The 18,662-nt window shown below is 65.2% G+C and carries 15 protein-coding genes; 10 read left to right on the top strand and 5 right to left on the bottom strand.

Going from position 1 to position 18,662, the window contains the following annotated elements; genetic code table 11:
- The first annotated feature begins 64 nt into the window (after positions 1–64).
- The 3 genes from CXX84_RS01965 to CXX84_RS01955 are packed head-to-tail and all read left to right on the top strand — an operon-like array spanning position 65 to position 3,852.
- On the top strand, positions 65–1,426 hold the full coding sequence (locus tag CXX84_RS01965) for a WXG100 family type VII secretion target (RefSeq protein ID WP_102975041.1): 1,362 nt from the start codon (positions 65–67) through the stop codon (positions 1,424–1,426).
- Positions 1,423–1,953, top strand: coding sequence for a hypothetical protein (locus CXX84_RS01960; protein ID WP_223252921.1), 531 nt, complete (start codon positions 1,423–1,425; stop codon positions 1,951–1,953). The genes CXX84_RS01965 and CXX84_RS01960 overlap by 4 nt, the downstream gene beginning before the upstream one ends.
- A 39-nt stretch (positions 1,954–1,992) precedes the next feature.
- Positions 1,993–3,852, top strand: a complete 1,860-nt coding sequence (locus CXX84_RS01955; protein WP_102975040.1) for an ABC transporter ATP-binding protein — start codon at positions 1,993–1,995, stop codon at positions 3,850–3,852.
- A gap of 7 nt (positions 3,853–3,859) precedes the next feature.
- Here CXX84_RS01955 and CXX84_RS01950 read toward each other — a convergent pair whose 3' ends face one another.
- The 5 genes from CXX84_RS01950 to CXX84_RS01930 all read right to left on the bottom strand — a co-directional run bounded on the left by CXX84_RS01950 (position 3,860) and on the right by CXX84_RS01930 (position 7,406).
- Positions 3,860–4,381: a hypothetical protein gene (locus tag CXX84_RS01950; RefSeq protein ID WP_102975039.1), complete on the bottom strand. Its 522-nt coding sequence runs from the start codon at positions 4,379–4,381 to the stop codon at positions 3,860–3,862.
- The gene (locus CXX84_RS01945; protein WP_102975038.1) at positions 4,378–5,028 is read right to left on the bottom strand and encodes a hypothetical protein; all 651 of its coding nucleotides are present in this window, start codon (positions 5,026–5,028) and stop codon (positions 4,378–4,380) included. Before CXX84_RS01945 ends, CXX84_RS01950 begins: the two co-directional genes overlap by 4 nt.
- A gap of 56 nt (positions 5,029–5,084) precedes the next feature.
- On the bottom strand, positions 5,085–5,993 hold the full coding sequence (locus CXX84_RS01940) for a hypothetical protein (protein ID WP_102975037.1): 909 nt from the start codon (positions 5,991–5,993) through the stop codon (positions 5,085–5,087).
- 53 nt (positions 5,994–6,046) lie between these two features.
- Positions 6,047–6,694, bottom strand: a complete 648-nt coding sequence (locus CXX84_RS01935) for a hypothetical protein (RefSeq protein WP_102975036.1) — start codon at positions 6,692–6,694, stop codon at positions 6,047–6,049.
- Between the two features lie 76 nt (positions 6,695–6,770).
- Positions 6,771–7,406, bottom strand: a complete 636-nt coding sequence (locus CXX84_RS01930; RefSeq protein WP_102975035.1) for a hypothetical protein — start codon at positions 7,404–7,406, stop codon at positions 6,771–6,773.
- 256 nt (positions 7,407–7,662) lie between these two features.
- Here CXX84_RS01930 and CXX84_RS01925 point away from each other — a divergent pair, with 256 nt between their 5' ends.
- The 7 genes from CXX84_RS01925 (at position 7,663) to CXX84_RS01895 (ending at position 18,639) form a co-directional block, all read left to right on the top strand.
- Positions 7,663–8,799 carry a GuaB3 family IMP dehydrogenase-related protein gene (locus tag CXX84_RS01925; protein WP_102975034.1) on the top strand — a complete coding sequence of 379 codons (1,137 nt, stop codon included), beginning with the start codon at positions 7,663–7,665 and terminating at the stop codon, positions 8,797–8,799.
- Between the two features lie 110 nt (positions 8,800–8,909).
- Positions 8,910–10,649 carry a glycerol-3-phosphate dehydrogenase/oxidase gene (locus tag CXX84_RS01920; RefSeq protein WP_102975033.1) on the top strand — a complete coding sequence of 580 codons (1,740 nt, stop codon included), beginning with the start codon at positions 8,910–8,912 and terminating at the stop codon, positions 10,647–10,649.
- A 41-nt stretch (positions 10,650–10,690) separates the two neighbouring features.
- Positions 10,691–11,179, top strand: coding sequence for a PTS sugar transporter subunit IIA (locus CXX84_RS01915; RefSeq protein ID WP_102975032.1), 489 nt, complete (start codon positions 10,691–10,693; stop codon positions 11,177–11,179).
- A gap of 89 nt (positions 11,180–11,268) precedes the next feature.
- On the top strand, positions 11,269–12,105 hold the full coding sequence (locus CXX84_RS01910; RefSeq protein ID WP_102975031.1) for an SURF1 family protein: 837 nt from the start codon (positions 11,269–11,271) through the stop codon (positions 12,103–12,105).
- Complete coding sequence (locus tag CXX84_RS01905) at positions 12,102–12,632, top strand: DUF3817 domain-containing protein (protein WP_189337456.1); 531 nt, start codon at positions 12,102–12,104, stop codon at positions 12,630–12,632. The genes CXX84_RS01910 and CXX84_RS01905 overlap by 4 nt, the downstream gene beginning before the upstream one ends.
- Positions 12,633–12,729: 97 nt before the next feature.
- Positions 12,730–14,319 carry a glutamine-hydrolyzing GMP synthase gene (guaA, locus tag CXX84_RS01900; protein WP_102975030.1) on the top strand — a complete coding sequence of 530 codons (1,590 nt, stop codon included), beginning with the start codon at positions 12,730–12,732 and terminating at the stop codon, positions 14,317–14,319.
- Between the two features lie 129 nt (positions 14,320–14,448).
- Positions 14,449–18,639, top strand: coding sequence for a DUF4011 domain-containing protein (locus CXX84_RS01895; RefSeq protein ID WP_102975029.1), 4,191 nt, complete (start codon positions 14,449–14,451; stop codon positions 18,637–18,639).
- Positions 18,640–18,662: the final 23 nt, after the last annotated feature.

Below are 18,662 nucleotides of genomic sequence, written 5' to 3'. Positions count from 1 at the left end.
CGGTTTCCTTTAAGGTCTTGTATATTCGGTGGAGTAAATACGCCGGCGGCCTTGGGGGAACGGTATGTCGAATGGATTCATCGGTGCAGACGTAGTCCAGCTCCGGGACCTCGCCAAAGCTATGCGGACGGCGAGCCGCAACCTGCAGGCGCAGCTGAACTCCTTCAACGCCGGTGTTGCCGGTGCGCAGTGGCCAGGTCCGGATGCTGTTCAATTCAGCGCGGACTGGAAATCCAGCCTCAGCCCCGCCCTCCGCCATGCAGTAACCTTCCTGCACCAGGCAGCCACGGACCTTGCCCGGAATGCTGACGAACAGGAATCGGCGAGTTCAGCCGGCACCGGCTTCGCGTCCAGTGCAGCCGGCAAAGGCGTGGGTGCGTCCGCCGGGACCCAGCCCCGCCCTGCGGACCTGACCGGGAAAAGCCCTTCGCAAATACAACAGTGGTGGGCAGGCCTGACCCCGGCCCAGCAGCAGGGGTTTATCCGCGACTATCCCGTGGAGGCCGGCAACACCAACGGCATTCCCTTTGCAGCCCGGGTAGAAGCGAACCGCGCCAACGCCCGGGACCGGCTGGATTCCTTCCCGGCCCACGATCCCGAGCCGGTACTGAATCCGCTGCTGATGGACATCTCTGCCGGCCAGCGGTTCAGTGAGGAACATGCGGCGTGGGCAGAGCGGCGGGCGGCGCGGGCCTACCTCCATGGGGTGGTGGAGGGCAGGATTCAACTGGCCGCGTACGATCCCGCCCGAAACTCGATTGTGGAGATGATCGGAACCTACAGCCAGGACACCTCCACCGTGATCACCTACGTCCCCGGCACCACCACCAATGAGGCGTCGTTCTACGGCGGAGGACCGCAGGGCATTTCCAACCACCTGGTCCAGTCGGACCGCAGCGGTGGATCGGTGGCGTTTGTCTACAAAGGCTCGGAGTTTCCGGATGGCGGGCTCATCGAGGCTTTTGCGGTGGAGGCCAAGAGCGACGACTTCGTGGCCGGCAGTTCACCTGTTCTGGCCGAATTCCAGGCCGCTGTAGAGCTTGAAAGGCCTCGTGGTGCCCAAACTGTGGGAATCGGCCACAGCTGGGGCTTGCGGAACCTGACAGGCTCGGAGAACAACGGCGCGCACTATGACAGGGTGATCGCCTTATCCGGCGCGGCGCTGCCCCCTGGCTGGTCACCTGACCCGGGCACCGCCTATTCAAGCTATACCTATCCTGACCTGCTGCTCTCGCTTGAACGGGCAGGGGTGGTTGGTGCGAACTATCCAATGAATGAGCCTGCGTTTGACAGGCATCTTTACGAACCGCCCGGCGGCATGGAACCCGGAGACGCGTACAGCATCGATAACCACGTCCTCATCGCCACTGCAGGCCCAGAAAATGAAACGGCACTCAGGGACGTGCGTAAGGAGATTTACGGGTGACTGATCGAAGAAGGGGAGGCGGCGGGAGCTGGTTGCGGACGGCTGCGGTGCTCTGCGCTGCCCTGAGCCTTGCAGCCTGCTCAGCAACGGATACAGCGGATACAACTGATCGGACAACGGACGTGACCCTGGAAGAGGCCAAAGCGAAACTGCTGGCACTGCAGCACGAGATCATTGGGATGGTTCCGCAGGACCTGGTCGTCTCGCTCTTCGTGAGCGATACGTCCAGCCTCCTGTCCTGCGACGGGGAGAACCAAAAGAAATGGGCGGGCACTGGCCAGGTGGAGCTTCAGCCTGGCCTGGACCGGGACAAGTTCCTCGACGACGTCCGTGACAGGGTGTCCGGCCAGTCCGGCTGGACGGCCAAAGACGGGCAGGACGGCGACGGCGCACGCACCGTGGAGATTCTTCACGACGACGGGACCCACCTCATCGTAGGAATCTGGGACGGGCCGGAAAGCCTGCAGATTGACGGCTTCAGCGCCTGCTTCGACTTCCCGGAGTACCAGTACGGAGAGAAGTACTAGCAACCCTCCTGCTGTCCGGCACGGTACTAGGCTGAATCCATGCCCGCACCAAGCCACCCGGCTGAACTGAGCCCTAAAAGGGAACCCCAGCGCCGTCTGGCCCTCCGGCCGTATACCCGCGCTGTCGCCCAGGTCCTGCGGGTCAGCTTCCGCGCGTCCCCGGGTGCGGTGATCATGAAGGTCCTCGGCTCGCTGATCTCAGCCGTGCTTCCACTGGTCACCACGTACTTTGCCGCCCTCACCACCACGGCGCTGGCGGCTGCCTACGCAGGCGATACTGCGGCCGGGCAGCAGGCCATCATTTACGTCATCATCACTGCCGCCCTGGGCCTTTTCTGGGGTGCCTTCACCAGTGTTGACCGGTACATCCAGCAGCTCATGAGCTTCAAGGTGGGTGCCATTGTGGGCGACCAGATGTACGAGCGGTTCCTGGCCCTTGAGTTCTGGCGCTACGACGATAAAGAAACCGTGGACCTGTACGACCGCGCCAAGAGGTTCTCCGACTCCTACGCCCGCGTCCTGGACCGGATTGCGGCGATCTTCACCCAGCTCGTCTCGGTGATCCTTGCCGTGGGTGCCCTCCTGCTGGTCAGCTGGTGGATTGCCGTGATTGTCCTGGTGGCCATCGTGCCCAGCGTCTACCTGCAGTTCAAGCTGTCCAGGGAGCAGATAGCGCACTGGAACACGCAGGTGGATTCCCGCCGCCAGCGGCGGATGATCGAAACCAACCTCCTGAGGCCGCAGCATATCGCCGAGATGCGCCTGTACGGCATAGTCGGTTTCCTGATGGACCTCCGCTCACGCCTCCGTGACGCGGACGAGCGCCGCCGTCTTGATTTCCAGCGCCGGTACATCCCCAAGCAGCTTGCCGCGGATGCCCTGCAGTACGGCGCGGAGGTGGTGTCCCTGATCTGGGTGGTGGGGCAGATCATCGCCCGCGCCCAGCCCGTGGGCCAGTTCCTCTATGTGCAGCAGATTGTCAGCCGGGCACTGTCCACGGCGAACAACCTGGTGTCGTCCCTCAGTTCCATCGACGAGGACCTGGCGAACCTTAAGGACTACGAGCTGTTCATGGCCCTGCCGGTCCATTCGGTGCACGCCCCGCCCCTGCTGCAGTCACCGAAGACCGTGGAACTGAAAAACATCCGCTTCACCTACACGGGCAGCGACTTGGAAGTCATCCGCGGGATCAGCCTGACCATCCGCGAAGGCCAGCACATCGCCATTGTGGGGGAGAACGGCGCGGGCAAGTCCACGCTGATCAGGATCCTCGCCGGCCTGTACCGCCCGGACTCCGGACAGGTCATGCTCGACGGCGTGGACCTCGCCGCCGTCGACGTCACCTCCTGGCACCGCCACCTGGCGGTGCTGAGCCAGGAGTTCCTCAAGTACGAATTCGCCACGGCCGCAGAGAACATCTACTTTGGCGACGTTGACTCGCCCCGTAACGATGCGCGGATCCGAAGGGCCGCCGCAGATGCCGAGGCATTGGACTTCATCAACAAACTCCCCAACGGCCTGGACAACCACGTCAGCAACTGGATGGAGGACCCCCGGGGCCGCAAAGGCAGCGGGCTCTCGGGCGGCCAGTGGCAGCGGCTGGCCATGGCGCGCAACTTTTACCGCGACGCCTCCTTTATGGTGATGGACGAGCCCACGTCGGCCATCGATGCGCTCGCCGAACACCGGATTTTCACCCGCCTCTTCGCGGACCGCAGCAGCACTATCATCGCCATCAGCCACCGGCTCGCCACCATCGAGAAGGCTGACATCGTGTACATGCTGGAGGACGGCAGGATCGTGGAGCAGGGGACCCACAAAGAACTGGTGGCCCTTCGCGGCCGCTACTTCAGGATGTTCGAGTCCCAGCTCAGTGTGGACGAGGCCGGGCCGGTATGAGCAGCTGCTACCTTTGCCCGCCCTGCTTGCGGTGGAGCCAGCGGGCGTACAGGTCAGCACTGTTCGCCATCAGCCTCCGCACATAGGCCAGGCCCGCCGAGATGCCGGCCGCGAAAGTGACGAGCAGGCCCAGCACCGGAAGTGTTTCAGGCGACGCTCCCTTCGGTGTGAAGAGCACCAAAGCCAGCACGATCAGTGCGGTCCCGCCAAGGAGGGTCCAAATGATGCCGGGAGTTATCCGGATGCCCTGGTCAACACGGGGAATGTCTGAAGCGGGCCTGGGGTGCTTACGGGTGAAGCGCGGCTTGGCCGTCACCGCCCAGCCAGCGGCGGAAAGGGCAGCTCCCAGGATCATCAGGACCGTACCCAGTTCCGCATCCCCGCCGACGGCCAGCGCCAGCCCTGCGTGGACTGCTCCGGCCAGCCCCAGGACGGCCGGGTACCACCAGGAGTAGAAAACCCAGCTCCTGCGCTGGGCGAAGCCGAGGGCAGCAGCGCGTGCATCCATGGACTGCGAAACGCCGCTCATGAAGTCACCGACAGGAGCGCGCGCACCACGGAGCCAGGCAACTCGTCGCCCGCGAGTTCGCGGATTGTCAGCTGGCCGCTGGCGTCCAATGGTGCCGAGGCCAGCTGGAGTACCCCGTCCGCGGCAACCTTGATGTTGGCCACCTTTGGTTCCTTGAAAGCCTCGTACCGGCGGGAGGTGACGATTCCACCAGAAGGTGCTTTCGCTGTTTCCACGGCGTCCTGCACGGTGGCTTCCACCATGTCGAGGGCGGAGGCATCCTCGCTCAACGGCAGGCAGACGTATTCGCTCAGCGGCCGGAGGAAGAGCGCAACCCTTCCGGCCGGCGATTCAGCGATATAGGCGGGCGCAACCGCCGCGGGCCCGATCTGCGTGACATCAAACCACGTGGTGGATGTGCTGAAGACGGCCGCCAGGTAGTCCGCCGGACCCTGGAGGGTCACCTGGTCACCATCAACAGAGGCAGTATCCCTGATATTCAGCGTGCCAACGCCCGCGCGAACCAAATCGTGGTCGTCGGGCAGCTTCTCCAGGCCCAGCACACGGCGGGTAAGGTCTGTGCCCGGACCCGGCATGAAGGCGAGCAGGGCAAGGATCTCGTGGCTGGTAATTCGATAGGCTGAATCCGGCAGAAGCTGCTCAGTCATGGGGTCCTTCGGTCTCGGTCTATGTTTGGTCCGTGTTGGTGATGGGGCGTCTGTGCCTAGCCGAATCCGAGCTTACCGCCGACCCAGCCGGCGGCATCCTTGACCCCGCCGGCGAGGTCTTTGACGCCTCCAACTACTCCTGCGCCGAAGTCCCACATCCGTTTGGTGACCGGCACATTGCCGGAGGCCATGGAGGCAAGGCCCCATACCAGGCCGGCACCGCCGATGGCCGCCGCCACGGGCAGTCCCACTCCGGTGGCGGCCGCCACGCCTGCGGCGACAGCGAGGCCGCCACCAACCACTCCGTCCGCCACCCGGAACGGGTCCCGGTTCTCGATCCCGGAAGCAACATCCAGCACGCCAAGGAAACCGCCCAGCACGGCGAGTCCCTTTCCGGCGATCTTCATGCCGTCGAAGAACCTGCTGGTGCCTGCCTGTACGTCTGCCAGATCCAGGTTCCAGCTGAACTTGTCCGCCACGAACTTGATGGCATTCGCAATGCTGGACGCGCCGTTTCCGTCATCCGTACCGAATTTCTCCAGCAGCCATTCCACGCCGGAAGGAGCGTGCACGTAGTTGGAGTCAGTGAAGGCCTCAGTCCAGTCCCGGCCACGGCCGGATTCAGCGGCCGTGCCATTGGCGGAGGTACCGCCGGAAGACGGCGACGAGCCGGCCGGGGTACCGGCACTGCCACCGGCTGTACTGGCCTGTTCCTGTTCGTCCGCGTGCTTGAGAAGCGTTGAGGACTGGCCTTGCAGGGTCGCCGAGGTGTTGTTGAGCATCGGACGCAGCGTGGAGGACCATTCGCGGCGGAACCTGTCACCGTCAGTGCCCTTCCAGGCAGCGGACCGAACCAGCGAATCCACCGTCAATCCCACACTCTTCAGGCTCGTCCCGGATTCCGCGAATGAGCGGGACAGCTTCCGCAGTTCGTTGATATCAGCTCCGTAGATTCCCGGCGCCATGACGTCCCCCCAAATATCGTTCCAACAGTCCAAACAGTCCCGGCAAAACTATGTCACTTTCCTGGCTGCCGCGATGGGTACTTGTCCCCGGTACCGCCACTTTCCACCACGGTGATGCGGACCCGGGCCAGGCTTGGCCGCGGCGGGACACTGCTGAAGCCAAAGGTCACCGCCGGCCGGATGGGCGCCAAGGCCCCGGCGTCAATGTTGTCCCAGCTGACGACGGCGGAGGTGATGTGGTGCAGGTCGCTCACCCCGTAGTATTCCCGCCGGCCGCTGCCCGCGGTGCCGGAGGTCCTGGCACCGTTGCTCAGGATCCCGGCGACCGGGCTGATGGCGTGCAGCCAGCCGGGGTGGACGGCGAGGCTCCGGGGGAGCGTCCGCAGCATCCTGCCCAGGAGGGCCCGCCCGCCGAGGCGGGCGCTGATAGCCAGGGGATCGGCGTCGACCTCCAGAGTCCCGTGGCCCAGCCGCGCCGACAGGTCGGTCACCGTAACGTCGTCGAAGGCGTAGGTGGTGGAGATGAAGCCTGCAACGTCTTCCGTGGGTGCCAACAGCAGCCTGTGCCCGGAGGCCTGCTGGACCATGACGTCGGCAAAGGGACCGAAGGGCGACTCCTGCCAGATACCCACGACGGCACGAAGGCCTGACGCGGTCCCGATCCCGGCAATGTGGCCGTCAAATACCCACCGTGAACCCATATGGCAACTGTAGCTACTGGTGTCCGGCGCATGCCTGCAGGCCAGGCTGGCGGGATTCCGGCCCGCATCCACAGAGTCAGAGCGGGCCGTAGCCTGCGTTGCCGTAGGGATCGCGCCAGACGGCCAGGTCCTGTTCTACAGCTCTGCGCAGTTCCGGGTTGGACCGGATCCGCAGCCGGAACGACTCCCGGGCGCGGCCCAGCACGGCCGACGGGACCACAATGCAGGCCACAAGAACAGCCACAATGAGGAGGTAGGCACCAATAAGCGAAACGGTTGTGCCGCGTTCGGCGGCCGCCGGAAGTGCCGTGACCATGGCCGCACCAATGAGGCCGGCCAGTCCGGCCACCATGGCGATGCCGCCGCGGGCATTACCGGGGCCCCGGGTGATGACCAGCTTGTTCGTGTTGGGAAGCCTGCCGCGAACCCGCTTCCACGAGGTCAGGCCCAGCACCATGAGGGCGGCACCCAGTGGACAGAGCACCAACATCGCGGCAGGGTTTCCTGACACGACTGAGAAGAACACACCCGCCAGGGCCAGGACGGGTCCGCCGGCGATCGCGCTGCTCCAGCCTGCCGCCAATGTGCCCTGGGCATCGGCCAGTTGCCGTAAACGGGACGGAGCGTTCGGGGGGCTGACCCGGGCCAGCTCCGGGGAAAGCCAATGATCGAGGGAATGTGCGGCCACGCGTTCCCCGGTCACTGAAGACACGAGCCTTCCATGGATGGGGACAAGGACCGCAACTGCTCAATGTCGGCACCGTAAAGCCCAGGGGCCATTGTTCTTCTCCTTGGAATCGGGCACGGGAGCGTTGTCCGCGCCCCCGGGCCTAGGTTACGGGCTTCTCCGGGCCGCTGCCATGGGAAACACTGCCCATCCTGCTGCCGGGCCTGCCGCGCAGTCCGGGCCGGGCGGCAACCCATGGCAGGTCCCCTGGGCGGTGCCCCGGCTGGGATAACCTAGAGCAGTGACTTACGAGATCGAGATCGGCCGTGGCAAGCGTGGGCGTCGTGCCTACTCCCTGGATGACATTGCAATCGTCCCTAACCGTCGGACCCGCGACCCCAAGGACGTCTCCGTGTCGTGGCAGATCGACGCCTACAAGTTCGACATGCCCGTGATCGCTGCGCCCATGGACTCCGCCATGTCCCCGCAGACCGCCATCGCGCTGGGCCGGCTCGGCGGCCTCGGCGTCCTGGACCTTGAGGGCCTGTGGACCCGGTATGAGGACCCGCAGCCCATCCTGGACGAAATCGGCGCCCTGCAGGATGAAACCAACAGCCCTGCTGTGACCGGACGGATGCAGGAGCTGTACAAAGCGCCCATCCAGCCTGAACTGATCACCTCCCGCCTTGCCGAGATCCGCGGGGCCGGCGTAACCGTGGCCGGTTCGCTGACGCCGCAGCGCACGCAGGAGCACTACAAGACAGTGGTGGCCGCCGGCGTCGACATCTTTGTCATCCGTGGCACCACCGTGTCCGCCGAGCACGTCTCCAAGGACCACGAGCCACTGAACCTCAAGCAGTTCATCTACGAACTGGACGTTCCGGTCATCGTCGGCGGTGCCGCCGGGTACACGCCCGCGCTGCACCTCATGCGCACCGGCGCTGCCGGCGTGCTGGTCGGCTTCGGGGGCGGCGCCACCACCACCACCCGCCGCGCACTGGGCATCCATTCGCCCATGGCTTCCGCCATTTCCGACGTCGCGGCCGCACGCCGGGACTACATGGACGAGTCCGGTGGCCGGTACGTGCATGTCATTGCCGACGGCGGCATGGGCGCCTCGGGCGACATCGTCAAGGCAATTGCCATGGGCGCCGACGCCGTGATGCTGGGCAGCGCGCTCGCCAGGGCCGAAGAGGCACCCGGCAAGGGATGGCACTGGGGCCAGGAAGCCCACCACCTCGAACTTCCGCGCGGCGACCGCGCCAACGTCGGTACCGTGGGTCCGCTCGAAGAAGTCCTTTTCGGACCGGGCCACCACACCAACGGAACCTCAAACCTCATCGGTGCGCTCCGCCGCTCCATGGCGACCACCGGCTATTCGGACCTGAAGGAATTCCAGCGGGTCGACGTCGTGGTTTCCCCGTACTCCGGCAACTGACGCCCTGGCGCCTGGGCAGCGGCGGTATCCGCCGCTGCCCTCCTGCCCAAGCGTGCCGCAAGCAAGTATGGTGGTTTTACTACCGGCACTAGCGGCACTGGAGGCGTTCAATGAAGAGTGTTCCTGTTAACGGCGGGGCTCTCGGCCCCGAAGCCAGGGAAGCTTCCATCCAGCGCTTGCGCGCTACTGCGGAACCCGGCCAGGAGCTGGACATCCTCATCGTGGGCGGTGGCATCGTGGGCTCAGGGGCAGCGCTGGACGCCGTGACGCGCGGCCTCAGCGTCGGCATCGTTGAGGCGAACGACTGGGCGGCGGGCACGTCGTCGAGGTCTTCGAAACTTATCCACGGCGGCCTCCGCTACCTGGAGATGCTCGATTTCGGCCTCGTGAAGGAGGCGCTGCAGGAACGCGGGCTGCTGCTCTCCGAACTCGCGCCGCACCTTGCCCGGCCCGTGCCTTTCCTGTATCCACTGACCAAGCCGTTTATCGAGCGCCCCTACGTCGGGGCAGGAATCGCGCTCTACGACGCGCTGTCGGTGTCCGGCGGACACAGCAGGGGAGTACCGTTCCACAAACACCTCAGCAGGCGGGGCACTTTGCGTGCTGCCCCCAGCCTCAAGAATGACGCCTTCGTCGGCTCCATCCGGTACTACGACGGCCAGGTGGATGACGCGAAGTACTGCGCCAACCTGGTCCGGACCGCCGCTTACTACGGTGCCCACGCCGTCAACCAGATGAAGGTGGTGGACTTCCTTCGCGAAGGCGAACGGGTGGTGGGAGCAAAGGTCGTCAACCATGAGGACGGGACCGAGTTCAACGTCCGGGCCAAGCAGGTCATCAACGCCACGGGTGTCTGGACGGATGAAACCCAGGCCATGGTGACGGACCGCGGGCAGTTGAAGGTCCGTGCCTCCAAGGGCATCCACCTGGTGGTCCCACGGGACCGTTTCCAGTCAACGGTCGGGTTGATCCTGCGCACGGAAAAATCAGTGCTGTTCGTCATTCCCTGGGGGCGGCACTGGATCATCGGCACCACAGACACGGACTGGAACCTGGACAAGGCCCACCCGGCTGCCTCCAGCAAAGACATTGACTACATCCTGGAACATGTCAACAGGGTCCTCAAACGGCCGCTGACCCGGGAGGACGTGGAGGGCGTTTACGCTGGCCTGCGCCCGCTGCTCGCCGGGGAAAACGACTCCACCGCCAAGCTTTCCCGGGAACACGTGGTGGCGCACCCTGTTCCGGGCCTGGTGGTGGTGGCCGGCGGAAAGTGGACCACCTACCGGGTCATGGCAAAAGATGCCGTGGATGAGGCTACCCGCACAATGGATGAGCGGGTTCCGCCCAGCTGCACGGAGACGATCCCGCTACTGGGCGCACAGGGTTACAGGGCAGCGTGGAACCGCCGCAATCGGACAGCCGAGGAATCCGGCGTGCATGTCGCGCGGATTGAGCACCTGCTGAACCGCTACGGGTCCATGACCTCGGAGGTGCTCTCCATCATTGAAGCCAATCCCGCCCTGGCAGAGCCCATCCCGGGTGCCGACGACTACCTCCAGGCCGAAGCCGTTTATGCCGCCACGCACGAGGGCGCCCGGCACGTCCATGACGTCCTGACGCGAAGGACTCGTATTTCCATTGAAGCCTGGGACCGCGGCGTGTCTGCCGTCCCCGTTGTCGCTAAACTAATGGGTGACGTCCTTGGCTGGAGCGAAGCCCAGCGCGAAAACGAGGTCCGGCACTACATTGCGCGGGTGGAGGCAGAGCGCCTCAGCCAGGAGCAGCCGGACGACGAATCCGCAGACGCCGCCCGCTTGGGCGTGGAAGACATCGTGCCCTTGCGCTGAGGGTTTCACGGCACCAGCACTGCTGACTGAAGGGACACTCCTTGGCGGAACCACTTGACCGGTACGACGCCGAGCTCACCACGCCCGAGATGGTGATCTTGGAGCTGGAGGCAACGGACAAGGTTGACGCCGCCACCCAGCTCGCCAAGCGGCTGCACGCCGCAGGGCGGATTTCGGACCTTGACGGGTTCCTCAAGCATGTGAATGCCCGGGAGCACCAGCTGGCTACCGGGCTTCCGGGCGGGATTGGCCTGCCGCATGCCCGGAGCGAGTTTGTTTCCCGCACCTCAATCGCCGTCGGCATCGCAAAGTACGGACACGCCCTGGATTTTGGTGCCGCAGACGGCCCTGCCACCGTCATCCTGCTGATTGCCACCCCTGCCAGCTCCTTCTCTGACCACCTCGAGGTCCTGGCAACCCTGGCCCGGTCCCTGTCCAAGGAGTCCTTCCGGGAGTCGCTGCGCCGGGCCTACGACCCGGACATCATCGCCGAGCTCATCAACTCCAGCCTGGTGTTTTTCGATCACTGATCCCCTTGCTGCCCGATCGGGCGGGGTGCAGCTAGTGCACCCGTCCCTGCGTTTAGTTGTTCTACAGCGGTACGAAGTACGGTTAAGACGTGTGGAAAACAGCCCTTAAGCCGCGATGGGTCGCCGGATTTGTCTTTGCGATCGCTGTCTCCGGGGTCTTCGTGCTATTGAGCCAGTGGCAGTTCGGGCGGTCCACCCAGCCCGAGGTGCCCACGAATCCTGCCACCGAGCAGGTCCAGCCGCTGACAGCAACCCTTGAGCCGGGCGAGTTCTTCCATGGAACGGATGCGGACCAAATGGTCTCGGCGCAGGGTTCTTATGACCCCGCCAAGCAGATCCTGGTCCCGGGCCGGCTGCATGACGGGAAATCCGGCTACTGGGTGGTCTCCGCCTTCGCCGTCAGCGGGGCACCCACCCTGGCCGGAGCCGCGGCTTCACCGCAGACCTGGATTCCCGTAGCCCGCGGCTGGGTGGCTGAACCTGGCGACGCGCCCGCACCGCCGTCGGGCAGCGTTGATCTGACCGGACGGCTGCTGCCCTCCGAGGCACCCGTTCCCGGAACGGCAGCCAAGCCGGGAGAGGCCACCGCAGTGTCCGTGGCCGAGCTGATCAACTACTGGGAGGTCAGCAGCTACCCCGGCTTTGTGGCCGCCACCGCTGAGCTGGCCGGCGGGGTCGACGTAAGCCCTGCCACCGTGCCCGGCAAACTCCTCCCCCTGGACATCGGCCCCCAGCCGCCCGCGCAGCAGATCAACTGGCTCAACCTCTTCTATTCCCTGGAATGGGTGGTTTTCGCCGGCTTCGCACTCTTCATCTGGTGGCGGCTCGTCAAGGACGACTACCACCGCGACCTTGAGGACAGCCTCGAGGACGACGATGAAGACAACCAGCACCCAGAACACGACCAGCAAAAGGTACAGCCATGATCGACCCTAAACCGGCCAACCCCGCCGCTGCCGAAAGCGGCAGCACAATCGGCGCCGCCGGCGGAAAATCCCAGGGCAGGAAGCGCCGCTTCGGCGGCACTGAAGCCCAGATCCGCTCAGCCTTAAAGTTCTACAAGGTGCTGGCCTACCTGACCGGTGCCATGCTGCTGCTGTTGTGCGCCGAACTGGTTGCCCGGTACGGCTTTGGGCAGTACCTCTTTGCCGGCGGCACCAACGCCGTGACGGGTGAACCCTTCGGCTTTGGCTTCGCAGACGCCGAACCGCCGGGAGTGCTGGGCGGCGTTAACCTGTCGGTGACCGTCCTGATCGTTCACGGCTGGATGTATGTGGTGTACCTCATCTCCAACTTCAGGCTTTGGGCCCTGATGCGCTGGCCTTTCCTGAAGCTCATCCTGCTGGCGCTGGGCGGAGTGGTTCCCTTCCTGTCCTTCATCGTGGAGAAGAAGTTCCACGGCGAGGTGGAAGCCGAGCTCGCAGCCAACCCACAGGCACCCCGGCGCTACTGACCGGGCTGCCGGCGCTTCCGGCCGGCGCGGAGTCTGCTCCGTCACAGCGCTGCTTCTCAAGGTGCGCCGGTGCAACGGCGCCAAGTAGGCTATTACGGTGACTACTCCCACTGCATCCCAAACTTCCCAGAAGCCGGTGCTGGTTGTTGACTACGGTGCCCAGTACGCGCAGCTGATTGCCCGCCGCGTCCGGGAAGCGAATGTGTATTCGGAAGTGGTTCCGCATACCTACAGCACCGAGCAGCTCCTGGCCAGGAATCCTGCCGCCATCATCCTCTCCGGCGGGCCCTCGAGCGTCTATGCCGACGGCGCCCCGAGCGTTGGTGCCGACCTCTTCGAAGCCGGTGTTCCCGTCTTTGGCATCTGCTACGGCTTCCAGGCCATGGCGAACGCCCTGGGCGGCAAAGTGGACAGGACCGGGCTGCGGGAGTACGGCTCCACTGAGACCACCATCCTTGGCGAAGGGCGGTCAGTGCTGGACGGCATGCCCCAGCACCAGAAAACCTGGATGAGCCACGGCGACTCCGTGCATGAGGCGCCGGAAGGCTTTGAAGTGCTGGCGACGACGGCGGGTGCCGAAGTAGCTGCCTTCGCCAACGAGGAGAAGGGCCTGTTCGGTGTCCAGTGGCACCCCGAGGTCAAGCACTCCGCCTACGGCCAGCAGGTCCTGGAGAACTTCCTCTTCAAGGGCGCCAAGCTGGAACCAAACTGGACCACGGGCAACATCCTCGAGGAGCAGGTGGAGCGCATCCGCAAGCAGATCGGTGATGCCAGGGTCATTTGCGGCCTGTCCGGCGGCGTGGACTCCGCGGTCGCCGCTGCCCTTGTCCAGCGTGCCGTGGGAGATCAGCTTACCTGTGTCTTCGTGGACCACGGACTGCTGCGCGAAGGCGAAGCGGAACAGGTGGAGCGCGACTTCGTCGCCGCCACCGGCGTGAAGCTCTACGTTGCCAATGAACAGGAACGCTTCCTGTCCGCCCTTGCCGGTGTCAGTGATCCCGAAACGAAGCGCAAAATCATCGGCCGTGAATTCATCCGGGCCTTCGAGGAAGCGGAACTGGCCATCATCGCCGAGGCCGCCGCGCACGGCGAGAAGATCAAGTTCCTGGTCCAGGGCACGCTGTACCCGGACGTCGTCGAATCCGGCGGCGGTGAAGGTGCCGCGAACATCAAGAGCCACCACAACGTGGGCGGCCTTCCCGAGGACCTGCAGTTCGAACTCGTGGAGCCGCTGCGCGCCCTGTTCAAGGACGAGGTCCGCGCGGTCGGCGCCCAGCTCGGCCTGCCGCAGGAGATCGTCGGACGCCAGCCGTTCCCCGGACCGGGACTCGGCATCCGCATCGTCGGCGAGGTCACCAAGGACCGCCTGGACCTGCTGCGCAAAGCCGACGCCATTGCACGCGCAGAGCTCACCGCCGCCGGCCTGGACAACGAGGTCTGGCAGATGCCGGTGGTCCTGCTCGCGGATGTCCGCAGCGTGGGCGTGATGGGCGACGGCCGCACCTACGGCCACCCCATTGTGCTCCGTCCGGTCTCGTCCGAGGACGCCATGACGGCCGACTGGTCGCGGCTCCCGTACGAGCTGCTCGCCAGGATCTCCAACCGCATCACCAACGAGGTGGAGGGCGTCAACCGCGTGGTGCTGGACGTCACCAGCAAGCCGCCGGGAACCATCGAGTGGGAATAGCATCCTGACTGGCCGGCTTCCATGAGGAGGCCGGCCATCGGTGTTCCCGGGGTAAAAACCTCCGCAAATTAGGCCGCTGCAGTGTTGCGGTCTCTCAGTCCCGCGGTCTGAGCGGCTACGCTCGAACCTATGCCGGTATGGTCCAGGACGTCACGTGCGAACGCAGAAAAGAAGGCAGTAGTGTCAGTTGGTCAAGGCCACCCGGAGGGCTCCGAGGAGCTCCGCAAATGGCTGTCCGGGCTCAAACCCGTTACCGGGGCAGACACCATGCTGCGTTTCACCAAGACCCCCGAGGGTTCCATTGACCTGACGCACGCCCACCCCTCCGGCCTTGCGCAGCTCATGGCCGGCCGCAAGACCCGCCTCTCCACCCTGATCCGGGACCGCCAGCAGTACGTGGTTGCTGCCCGGGCCTCCCGGAACATCAGGTCAAAGATCTTCGAGCTCGCCAATGACCGCGGAATCGACGCGGGTTATCTCTCCGCAGGCACGGTGGTATGGACGTCCGCCGTGGGCGGCAAACCCCAGCGCATCTCGGCGCCGGTCATGCTGACGGCCATTTCCCTGACGGTCCGGCCGGGGGAGGATGACTACGAACTCCAGCTGACCGAGCAGGCGCATATCAACCCGGCGCTGGTTCGCCACCTTAAGAACATCCACGGCATTGTTTTTGACGTCAACGCCGTCACCAGGCTTGCCTACAGTACGGCCCGATTCGATCCACAGCCCGTCCTTGACCGGCTGGGCACGCTCATCAGGCCCATCCACGGCGCCGAAGCGCAGCACAACCTGCTGGTGTCCACGTTTGCGGATCTCTCGGGCAACCTTGACGATCCGTGGATCAACGACTCCAACCCGATCATCTCCGCCCTGGCCACTGCCGGAGGCGGTGAAGTGGTGGACGTCGAGGAACCGGACCGCAGCCGGTTCCCGTCGCTGGACAACCGGGATCCCAAGGACGAGATGCTCCTGCTGGATGCGGACGTTGACCAGCAATATGTCATTGACGCCGCCCGTGCCGGTGACTCCCTGGTGGTCAGCAGCCCGCCCGGGACTGGCCAGACCCAGACCGCCATCAACACCATCGGTGCCCTCGTCGATGCCGGGAAGACAGTCCTGGTGGTGGGGGACCGGCGTGCCAGCCTCAATGAAGTATCCGGCCAGCTGGAAAGCCTGGGCCTGGACTCCATCCTGTTCCAGCTGTCCGGAAATGTGACAGCCCAGCAGCTGAAGGCCCAGCTGGTCCGCGCCATCGTCCGGAACGAAAAGTCGCTGGAACCCCAGCTGGGGAATCTCCACAGCACCTTGACGGAGCACCGCCACGCCTTGATGGATCACGTGGCCTCCCTCCACAACGTCCGCCAGCGGTGGGGCTGCTCGCCGTACCAGGCCATGCAGTCACTCGCGGAGCTGACCGCCATCCACCCCGCACCAGCCACCACCGTGCGGCTGAAACGAAGCGTCCTGGACAGTATCAGGGACCGCGACGAGCTCGCAGGCAGGCTCCGGCGCGCGGCGGAACTCGGCAGTTTCAGCAAGGCGTCCACCACCAGCCCCTGGCATGGCGCCCGGCTGCTGACCCGCAAAGAGACCGAGGAAGCGCAGGAGCTTGTCCGCTCCGTGGAAAAGAGCCTGCCTGCCCTGCGTGACCGTATGAAGGCCGTTGCCGAGCACGCGGAAATCAGGTTGGGTGCGTCATTCGCGGAATGGGGCGAGCAGCTCGAGCTCCTGGTCGCAGTCCGGGGAAGCCTGGACAAATTCACTCCGGATATCTTCGACCGTCCGGTCACGGACCTCATCTCCGCCACAGCGCCATCTTCCTGGCGCAAGGAGCGCGGGATCGAGATGACATCCATGCAGCGTTCACGGCTGCGCAGGGTGGCAAAGGAATACGTCCGGCCGGGCGTCCACATCGCCGATCTCCACACGTCCCTGCTGCTGGTCCAGGAGCAGCGGGCACTGTGGTCGGACTACGCCACAACGCAGCGGCACCCCGCCGTTCCGTCCGGGCTCGCGGAAATGAACGCCATGTTCAAGTCCCTGGAGCGCGACCTTGAACGGCTGGGAGACGCCCTCCGCCATACGGAAGCCGGCGGTTCCCTGGCAACAGTCCGCTACGAGGAGTTGATGGAGCGCCTCGAACGCCTGGTAGCGGACACCGACACCCTGAAGACCCTGCCTGAGCGCACTCTGCTGGTGGAGAACATGCGGGAACACGGGCTGGGGGAGCTCCTGGCAGACCTGGCGGAGCGGGAAGTTCCTGCGGGCTCAGTCGCGGCGGAGCTTGAACTCGCCTGGTGGCAGTCCGCCCTCGAAGCCATGATCAGCGGCGACGACTACCTTGCCATGTCTGACGGTGACGCCCTGCGGAAGCTGGAAGCCGAATACCGCCTCGCGGACAACGCCCACATCGCCAGCGGTGCTGCCCGGCTTCGCTGGGACCTCGCAGAGCGATGGCGAAGCGCCATCGCTGAATATCCCCGCCAGGCCGATCTCCTCCGGAGCCTGCTCAAGGACGGCAGGGTTTCCCTGCCCTCGCTCACTGCACAGGCGCCGGAACTGATCGGCACGCTGGTCCCGGTCTGGTCCGTAAGCCCCTACCTGATGACCGGGCTGCTGCCGGCGGAACAGCACTTTGACGCCGTGGTCATCCTCGATGCCGAGGCGACGTCCCTGCAGGCTGTGCTGCCGTCCATCGCCCGCGGCAGGCAGGTTATAGCCTTCGGCGACTCCCGGATTGCCAGCCCCCGTACCTTTACCGTGGGCGTGGAGCGGCTGGCTCCCGGTGAAACAGCACACCACCGGGTGGAAAGTGCGTTCACTGCGCTGTCGGAGGTGCTGCCCGTGTGGCGGCTCAACTTTGTCTACCGCGCGGTGGACGAGGACCTTGTGCTGCAGCTCAGCAAGAACTTTTACGACGGCGGGCTCCGGCGGCTGCCGGAAGGCCAGTCCGCCACAGGGCTGGACAGGTCCCTGCTGGTGGAGTACCTGCCGGATGGCACCGGACTGCCAAGCGCTGACCACGAAGGTGTTGAGTCCGTGGTCGCCGAGGTCAACCGGGTGGTCCAGCTGGTCTTCGAACACGCGCGCCTCCGCCCGCGTACGTCCCTGGCTGTGGTCACGGCCAGCCTCCGCCACGCCGCCCGGATCGGGGAGTCGATCCGGTTGCAGCTGCCGAATTATCCGGGCCTGGCGAGTTTCTTCGGGGCGGGGCCGGAGTCCTTCCGGGTAGTTGACCTGGAACGGGCGCAAGGCCTGGTGCGCGATCACGTCATCTTCTCGCCAGGTTTCGGCCGCACCCCGCACGGGCGCGCCCTGCACAATTTCGGCCCGCTTTCTGCCGACGGCGGCCGGGAAAAGTTTGCCTTGGCCATGACACGGGCGCGCAGGTCGATGCACGTGCTCACGTGCTTCCGCCCCGAAGACCTGGACCAGACGAGGCTGAGTCATGGGGCCGTTGACCTGTACGCGCTCCTGGACCGGGAAATTGCGGGTAATACCGATCTCGGCACGCCGGCTTCGCGGGCTGCGGCCAGCGAGCAGGCGCTGGGCGCTGATCCTTTGGTGGCTGACCTCGGCGACCGGCTGCGTGCCCGCGGCGCACGCGTGTGGCACCAGTATGACGGCGCCATCGACGTGGTTGCCGCCGCTGATCCCCTCAGCACCATGGGGCAGGAGGATGCCGACCTTCCCTGGCCGGTGGCGATCGAGTCGGACGGCACGGAACAGTACCGCACTATGAGTGTCCGTGAGCGGAGCCGGTTGCGCCCGCAGCTGCTGGAGCGCCTGGGCTGGCGCTATATGCCGTTGTGGACCATCGAAGTGTTCACGGACCCGTCTGCCTGCGCCGACAGGATCGCAGCATATCTGGGGCTTGAAAAGATTGCCCTTTCGGGCCGAACCGCTCCCTCCGTGGCTTTCCTGGACGACGACGTGGACCAGGCCCTGAACGGCATTGACGCTCGGAACCATGGGGAGAGCGGGCAGCTGTCCATGGCTGGGGACGGTTCCTTCGAGGAACGCGGCGATGCCCTCCATGAGGACCCACCACAGGCAGAAGGCCAGGACAGCAAGGAGGCGGGAGCTATGGACCCGGACCACGACAAAGACACCGCGTCGGATGGCGAAACGCCCGCTTCACCTGAAGCGCCCGCTTCACCTGAAGCCGGGCAGGACCAGGGCGGGAGGCCTGATGCCCTTCCAGGCAGCTCTGCCATCCCAAACAAGGCCTCCGAGGACGAGCCCCGGGGCTGGGGTGACCGCGAAGACGACGACCATGACGCGTGGTTGAAGGAACAAAAGCCACCACACTGGGGCTGAGGCAAGCCGTCGCGGGTGGTGGC

Origin of the sequence: Arthrobacter sp. AFG7.2 (assembly GCF_002892835.1) — a bacterium.
Classification (GTDB): domain Bacteria; phylum Actinomycetota; class Actinomycetes; order Actinomycetales; family Micrococcaceae; genus Arthrobacter.
This window is presented reverse-complemented; position numbering and strand designations above follow the sequence as displayed.